The following is a 7,885-nucleotide window of genomic DNA, read 5'->3' as shown; positions in this document are numbered from 1 at the left end:
GGAACTGTTCGGAAATGTCGGGGGTTTTGGGCGCGAAAAGTCCCGACATTCCTGAACAGTTACGCAACCGGGTCAGCCCCAAGGACTCTGCAGCAGGCTGCCCAAGGTTTGGAAACTTCCCCCGAACGCCGCACTCCAACTCGCATACCGTGACGCAAGTCGACTCTCATGAAAGCCACCAAGTATAAGCAGTTGGCTCAGAATGCTTGCCTGCCTGCTTGCTTCTGCTCAACACCCTCAAAGTCCCTTCGGCTACTCCACATACCATGGTAGCTGAAGGGTATGACGGCAAAGCTCTCCTCTCGTGTCTGGGCAGCGCGCGCGGCGCTGATGAAGTCCAACCAGGAGTACACCCAGGCCTACCCGGGCGAGTCTCCACGCCGCCAGCCGGTGCACACCGTGTACGGCGGGGCTCAGCTCTTCAAGGGGGAGACGGCCCGGAAGATGGGGCAGGTAGCGTTGGCGACGCTGCGCGAGCACGCCCCGGATGCCATGGCGCTGGCCGCCTGCCTGGGCCTGTCTCAGCAGGGGGGCCTCGCGACGCGGGTGTACGAGCGCGTGGTGGCCAAGCTCGAGCGCGAGGCCGTGGAGGACTTGCGCATCGACTTCGAGGATGGGTACGGGCACCGGCCGGATGCAGAGGAGGACGGGCATGCGGTCTCCGCCGCGGAGCAGGTCGCGAAGGGGCTGGCGGAGGGCCTGCTGCCGCCGTTCATCGGAATCCGCATCAAGTCGTTCTCCGAAGAGCTCTTCGAGCGGGCCTCACGCACGCTGGAACTGTTCGTCACCACGCTGCTGGCGCGCACGGGTGGGAAGCTGCCGGAGAACTTCGTCGTCACGCTGCCCAAAGTCACCTCGCCCGAGCAGGTGATGGTGCTGGTGCGCATGCTGGAGGTGTTGGAGCAGGATCGGGGCCTGCGGAAGGGTGCGCTGAAGCTGGAGCTGATGGTGGAGACACCGCAGTCCCTGTTCGATGGGCATGGGCGCCTGGCGCTGCCGGTGCTCGTCGCTGCGGCGGAGGGGCGCTGCGTGGGGGCCCACCTGGGCGTGTATGACTACACGGCCTCGCTCAACATCACGGCGGCGTACCAGAGCATGACGCATGCCGCGTGTGACTTCGCTCGCCATGTGATGCAGGTGGCGCTGGCGGGGTCGGGGATACCGCTCTCGGACGGGGCCACGAATGTCATTCCGGTAGGGCCCCACAAGCGCGAGGGGGCGCGGGAGCTGACGGAGGCACAGCAGCAGGAGAACCGCGAGGGGGTGCACCGGGCGTGGCGGCTGGCGTACGAGCACACGCGGCATTCGCTGGAGCTGGGGTACTACCAGGGGTGGGATCTGCACCCGGCGCAGCTGCCGGTGCGCTATGCAGCGGTGTATGCATTCTTCCTGGAGGGGCTGGACGCGGCCTCGCGCCGGCTGAAGAGCTTCATGGAGAAGGCGGCCCAGGCGACACTGCTCGGGGACGTGTTCGACGACGCGGCCACGGGCCAGGGGCTGCTGAACTCTTTCCTGCGCGGGATTGCCTGCGGAGCCATCACGGAGGAGGAGGCTCAGACGACAGGGCTCACGCTGGAGGAGTTGCGCAGCCGCTCGTTCCGGAAGATCCTCGAGAGCCGGCGCAAGGCAGGGGCGACCCATTAGCCAGAGGAATCCAAGTGCGCCCTACCCCATCGCCACTGACATGGATCGCACTGGCGGCCATGACTCTCCTCATGGCCTGCAGTCGGTGCGACGAGCGCTCATCGGTGCCCCTCCCCGTGACGAGCGTGTCTGTGGACACGAATGTGCCGGAGCCGAGCAGTTCCGTGCACAAGGGTGAGCCAGACACGAGCTCACCCTTGGGCGAGGAGTGGGATGGCGGCATGGAGGTCATCACATTCGATGGGCCAGAGCTCGAGCTCGGCCCAGTCATAGATCTACCCATCGTGACTCACCTGCTGCCATTGGCAGGCAAGGTGGATACGGCGAACCGCTACCTGTCGGCCGTTCTGGTCGAGGCGGACTTCAATCAGGAAACGCGGGGCTTCTGTAGTGGGGCCATCATCGGTCGGCGTCTTGTTCTCACTGCTGGTCATTGCGTATGTCAGCGGCAGCAGGCCGCCTCTGAACCAGGGGGTATCCGAAACATCATTGACAGCTCCACATGCGCGAGGATCGCGACCGTGGCCACGACTGTCTACGACCCCTTCAAGGACACGAAGGAAAAGGTTGCCTGGATCAGGACGAGCTATAGCGGGGTAGTACACCCTCATCCGGAGCTGCAGGTCATCCTGGATGCACAAGGCCATGTGGTGGCTAGCAACGCGGACCTTGCAATGATCGTCCTGAACGAACCCTTGGAGGAACGATTCCGGGGCGTCCCCTTGGCGAACACCGACGTTCAGCTCAATGAGTCCATCGTCATCATTGGATCCGGCTATGACGAAACGGCCCGCGCCTATGACGGGGAGAGGCGCTCCAGCACGAACAAGATCATCGAAGTGCTTCCCTCTGGTGGAGGAAGGATGCGCATTCAGCAACCTGGGGGACACCACTACAGGGGCGATAGCGGTGGACCGTGCCTCCGCGAAGGCCCCCAGGGAGCCGTCCTTGTCGGGATCTCTAACCGGAACCTTGGGGAGGGAGAAGCCATGACGAGCACGTACGGCTACCGGAGCTGGCTGCGCAGTGAAATCCAACGTGCGGAGGGGAGGCACCCGACACGCCCGAAGTAGCAACAGCCCGTGGAGTCAGAGACGGAGTGGACACATGCTTCAGCTGTGGAGAGAGGGGTTCCTGAAATCCGCCTACCTGGCGGCGATGACCTTTTGCGGGGGGTGCGCGGTGGGTGCGTCCACCGAGCAAGCCAGCACGGATTATGTCGCCGCAGAGGTGCAGATCGGCAGTGCAAGTCCGGTTGTATCCGAGAGCCGGATCGACAGCGTGAATCGCTACCTGTCCACCGTCATGGTCACCACGACCTTCTTTGTCCCGAAGCAGGGAACCAAGGTCAAGACGTGCACGGGTGTGCTCGTCCAGGAGCACGTGGTCCTGACGGCGGGCCATTGCGTTTGTGATGTGCGGAAGCCCGTTCCACCGGAGGCGAGCGACACGACTGTCACCGACTCATCGGTGTGCGCCAAGACTGCCGATGTCACGCTGCTCCGCTACGAATCCGCGGAGGAGACAACTCAAGCCATGCCAGGTCCTGGCACCGCAATCCCGCCTGCCGCGAACATCGGCCCCTATAGAGGAACCGTCCAGGCCCATGAAGACCTTCGGATCATCTACAAGGACGTCGAGACGAGTGTGGGTTGGACGACGAACACGGAGTTCAGCAACGCCGACCTGGCAGTCGTCGTCCTGGATGAATCCCTGCGGCGCCATGCTCGGCCCATCAAGCTGTCGGAGGAACCGGTCCACCTCAAAGACAGGGTTGTCCTGGTGGGCTACGGATCCGACGTTCTCGGCAACGCCCTGGTCGCCCCGGTGCGGCGCTACGGCGAGAACACGGTCGTGTCCATCAAGAATGACGGATCAACCTTTCACATCGGCTCACACCTTGAGATAGCGCCAGCCTACTCAGGCGAAAAGCCTGGGGTCGTGCGAATCAGGGGCTCCTATGCCGCAGCAGGTGACAGCGGCGGCCCTTGCTTCCGTGAACGAAAGGGAGCCCTGGAACTGGTCGGCATCGCGAGATCGACCCACGGCCCCCCAGTCGTTCTGTCCGTGTATACGAGCACGCACGCCTACCTGGGCTGGTTGCGCCAGAAGATCGCGAGCGCGAGGAGCGGCTCCACGGATTAGGTTGGCGCTCCAACCCCGTAGGGCCGGGTTGTCCCGGAGCCCCTGCTCCTCTATCGTCCGCGGCTGATGAGCCCCGTCGTCCAGGAATGGTTGAACCTCGTCGTCCGCTGGGCCCACGTGATCGCCGCCATCATGTGGATCGGCGACTCGTTCCTCTTCATGTGGCTGGACAGCCAGCTCCGCAAGCCGGAGCAGCCACGGGAGGGAGACGTCGTCGGCGAGCTGTGGATGGCGCACAGCGGCGGCTTCTACGAGGTCGTCAAGCGCAAGAGCCTCCAGTCCCTGCCGCCCCAGCTCCACTGGTTCAAGTGGGAGTCCTACTCCACCTGGATCTCCGGCTTCCTGCTCCTCATCATCGTCTACTACCTGGGCGACCGGGCGATGCTCACCGACACGAGCTCGCCCCTGTCCCACCCCCAGGCGGTGGGCATCAGCCTGGGGCTCATTGTGGCGAGCGTCGTCGTCTATGACTTGCTCTGCCGCACGCCCCTCATCCGCGACAACCGCGCCTTCGGAGCCGTGGGCTTCGTCCTCATCACCGCCGCCAGCTACGGCATCCTCCAGGTGTTCAGCCCCCGCGCCACCTTCCTCCAGGTGGGCGCCATGCTCGGCACCCTCATGGCCTCCAATGTCTTCTTCCGGATCATCCCGGCGCAGAAGCACATGCTGGCCGCCACGCGCGAGGGCCGCCCCGTCGACACCTCGTACGGCGCCCGCGCCAAGCAGCGTTCCACGCACAACCACTACCTGACGCTGCCCGTGCTGTTCACCATGGTGTCCAACCACTTCCCGGTGCTCTACGGGCACTCGGAGCCGTGGGCCGTGCTCGCCCTGCTGTTCATCGCGGGCACGGGCATGAAGTACATCATGAACTTCCGCGCGCGCACGCACCCGGTGGTGTTCACCGGCACGGCGGTGGCGCTCCTGGGCGTGGCGGTGATGACAGCTCCGCAGGCCGCCGAGATCGACCCTGCGCTCGCCGCCGGCCCCAAGGTCTCCTTCGCCACGGCGCAGGCCATCGTCCAGACGCGCTGTGTGACGTGCCATGCCGAGAAGCCCACCAACCCCTCCTTCACCGCGCCTCCGCTCGGAGTGATGCTCGACACCCCCGAGCGCCTGCAGGCCCACGCCCAGCGCGTCTTCGTTCGCACGGTGCAGACCGAGACGATGCCGCTCGGGAACATGACGTCCATGAACGAGCCGGAGCGCAAGCTGCTCGGCGCGTGGATCGCCCAGGGCGCGGACACAAAGGCCCCGGGCCCTGCCGACGTCCCCACGGTGGCCGCCCGCACCAAGGTGTACGCCAGCCCCGCGGAGGAGGCGCGCGCGGTCTTCACCCAGCGCTGCGTTCCCTGCCACGGCCCCGAGGGACGCGGCAACGGCCCGTCGGCCGCGGCGCTCAACCCGAAGCCGCGCAACTACAGCGATCCCGAGTGGCAGAAGACCGTGACGGACGAGAGCATCACCCAGACGATCCTCGGGGGCGGCATGGCGGTGGGGAAGTCGGAGATCATGCCCGCCAACCCGGACCTCGAGCAGAAGCCGGAGGTCCTGAGCGAGCTGGTGAAGCTGCTGCGCTCCTTCGGCACCGAGGGCAGCCCCTGAAGCTGCTGACGAGGTGGAGCACCGGAGCGCCGCACCGTGGCTGAGCTGCGGGAGGACCTCCGATTCGCCGCACGGTTCCTCCGCAAGAACCCAGGGTTCACCGCGGTCGCCCTGCTCACTCTGGCGCTGGCCATCGGGCTCAACACCGCCCTCTTCAGCGTGGTGAATGCAGTGCTGCTGCAGCCGCTGCCCTTCCCACAGCCCGAGCGGCTCTTCCAGCTGGTGCGTCGGGACCTGGGCCTGCCCGTCACGACCCTCTCCGTCCCCCAATACGCGTTCTTCTCCGGGCAGGACCAACCCTTCTCGCGTCTGGCGGCCTACCGCTCGTCCACCAGCGGGTTCACCTTCAGCGAGGAGGACGTCCTGGACTCCCTGCCGGGAACGCGGGTGTCCCACTCGTTCTTCGAAGTGCTCGGTGTCCCCCCTGTGCTCGGCCGCGGCTTCCTGCCCGAGGAGGACGCAGAAGGAGGCCCCCTCACCGTGGTGCTGAGCCACGGCCTGTGGCAGCGCCGCTTTGAAGGGAGCCCCAATGTCCTGGGCCGCTCCATCACCCTCAACCGGCAGGCCTACACCATCGTAGGAGTAGCGCCGCCTACCCTTCAGTTTCCCGAGGGCTCGCAGCTCTGGACCCCGCTCCAGCTGGACATGTCCAGCACGGAGAACGCGCACTTCCTGTCGGTGCTGGGCCGGCTGAAGGCTGACCTGGAGCCAGCACAGGTGGAGCCCCTGCTCAAGGCGCAGAGCGAGCAGCTCCGCGCCCTCCGGCCGAACTCGATGCCCCCCAACTTCGAGCTGGGCGCCGGTGAGCTCCAGTCCCTGCGGACCCGGAACACCCGGCCAGCGTTGCTCGTGCTGCTGGGGGCCGTGGGACTGGTGCTCCTGATCGCCTGCGTCAACCTGGCCAACCTCCAGCTCGCGCGGGCCGCCAGCCGGGGGCGAGAGCTGGCCGTCCGTGCCGCGCTGGGAGCCGGCCCAGGCCGCATCGCCCGGCAACTCCTCACCGAGAGCCTCCTCCTTGCGGGGACGGGGGGGCTCTTGGGGCTGCTCCTGGCCACCGGGGCCGTCCCCGTGCTGCTGGCGCTGGCGCCCAGGAACGTGTCGCTGCCGGAGACAATCCCTCTCGATGGGACCGTCCTCGCGTTCACCCTGGGCCTCTCGGTGCTGACCGGGCTGCTCTTTGGCGTGCTGCCCGCGTGGCAGGCCTCCCGGGTGGTCCCTCGCGACTCGCTCCAGGTGGGCGCGTGGCGCGCCACTCTGGGACCCGAGGGGAGCCGCACCCGGCGGCTGCTGGTGGTGAGCGAGGTGGCGCTCGCCATCGTCCTCCTCATTGGCGCGGCCCTGCTGGTGAAGAGCTTCGCCTTGCTGAGCGGAGTGGAGCCAGGGTTTGATCCGCGAAACGTCGTGACGCTGAAGCTCGCCCTTCCCGAGAGCTCCTACGGCACTCCCCAGGCGCTCGAGGCCTTCATCGGGCGTGCGCAGGAGCGGGTGCAGGCGCTGTCCGGCGTCGAGGCCGCAGGCTTCGCCCTGACGCTCCCCCTCGAGCCCGGCCTCAGGCTCAACTTCACTCTTCTGGATCATTCCTCAGACGAGAGCGGCACTCGCGAGGAGGCACTGGCGCTCTACCGGCCGGTGACGCGCGGCTACTTCCAGGCACTGAAGATCAGGCTGGTGCGCGGACGGCTGCTGGACGACCAGGATCATCACGGGAGCCTGCCCGTGGTGGTCATCAATGAGTCCGCCGCGCGCCGCTACTGGCCCGGGAAGGATCCCCTGGGGCAGCGCATCAGGCTCGGGGCATCGATCCAACCGATCGCTGACATGGAGCCCCTGGAGATCATCGGCGTGGTGAGTGATGTGCGGGAAGAGACCCTCAGGGACGAGCCACCGCCCATCCTCTACGTGCCTCTGTGGCAGATGCCACCCTCGCTTCAGCTCCGGATGATCCGCCTGCGGCCGCAGAGCCTCCTCATCCGAAGCTCGGGAAGCTCCCTGCCGCTCGCCGCCGCGGTGCAACGTGAGATCCGGGGGGTGGATCCTCTGTTGCTGGTGACGGACTACTCGAGCATGGGGGGGCTCGTCTCGGGCTCGCTCGGCCTGCAGCGCTTCCAGACGCTGCTGATGGGACTCCTGGCGAGCCTGGCGCTGGTGCTGGCCACGGTGGGGATCTACGGCGTTCTGTCCTACCTGGTGAGCCAGCGGACCCGGGAGCTCAGCGTCCGGCTGGCGCTGGGAGAAACCCCCGGCAAGGTGGTGTGGCTCGTGCTGCGCCAGGGCATGGCTCCGGTGGCGGTGGGCGTGGCGTTGGGTGTGATGGGTGCCATCGGGCTCACGCGGCTGCTCGCGCACCTGCTGTACTCCGTCAGCACGCTGGATCCGATCGCGTTCATCGCCGCACCTTCGGTCCTGGTGCTTGTAGCGCTCGTGGCCATGTTGCCACCCGCCTGGCGAGCTTCCCGGATGAACCCCATGGAGGCGCTGCGGACGGAGTAGG

5 protein-coding genes are annotated in these 7,885 nt (G+C 66.6%); all 5 read left to right on the top strand.

The genetic code is table 11. The features are described 5' to 3' along the window. The first annotated feature begins 282 nt into the window (after window positions 1-282). Window positions 283-1,644 (top strand): DUF6986 family protein, encoded by a 1,362-nt coding sequence (locus tag VD972_RS09745; protein WP_324984333.1) that lies wholly within the window; start codon window positions 283-285, stop codon window positions 1,642-1,644. Window positions 1,645-1,703: 59 nt separating this feature from the next. Beyond that, window positions 1,704-2,717, top strand: a complete 1,014-nt coding sequence (locus tag VD972_RS09740) for a trypsin-like serine peptidase (protein WP_324984330.1) — start codon at window positions 1,704-1,706, stop codon at window positions 2,715-2,717. Between the two features lie 34 nt (window positions 2,718-2,751). After that, window positions 2,752-3,789: a trypsin-like serine protease gene (locus VD972_RS09735; RefSeq protein WP_324984327.1), complete on the top strand. Its 1,038-nt coding sequence runs from the start codon at window positions 2,752-2,754 to the stop codon at window positions 3,787-3,789. A 66-nt stretch (window positions 3,790-3,855) separates the two neighbouring features. Beyond that, the gene (locus VD972_RS09730) at window positions 3,856-5,394 is read left to right on the top strand and encodes a urate hydroxylase PuuD (protein ID WP_324984325.1); all 1,539 of its coding nucleotides are present in this window, start codon (window positions 3,856-3,858) and stop codon (window positions 5,392-5,394) included. Between the two features lie 36 nt (window positions 5,395-5,430). After that, window positions 5,431-7,884 carry an ABC transporter permease gene (locus VD972_RS09725; protein WP_324984320.1) on the top strand — a complete coding sequence of 818 codons (2,454 nt, stop codon included), beginning with the start codon at window positions 5,431-5,433 and terminating at the stop codon, window positions 7,882-7,884. Window position 7,885 lies beyond the last annotated feature (1 nt).

It is taken from the genome of Hyalangium sp., assembly GCF_035629615.1.
Lineage (GTDB): Bacteria > Myxococcota > Myxococcia > Myxococcales > Myxococcaceae > Hyalangium.
Note: the sequence above shows the minus strand (reverse complement) of the source record. Positions and strands in the feature narration are given on the sequence as shown.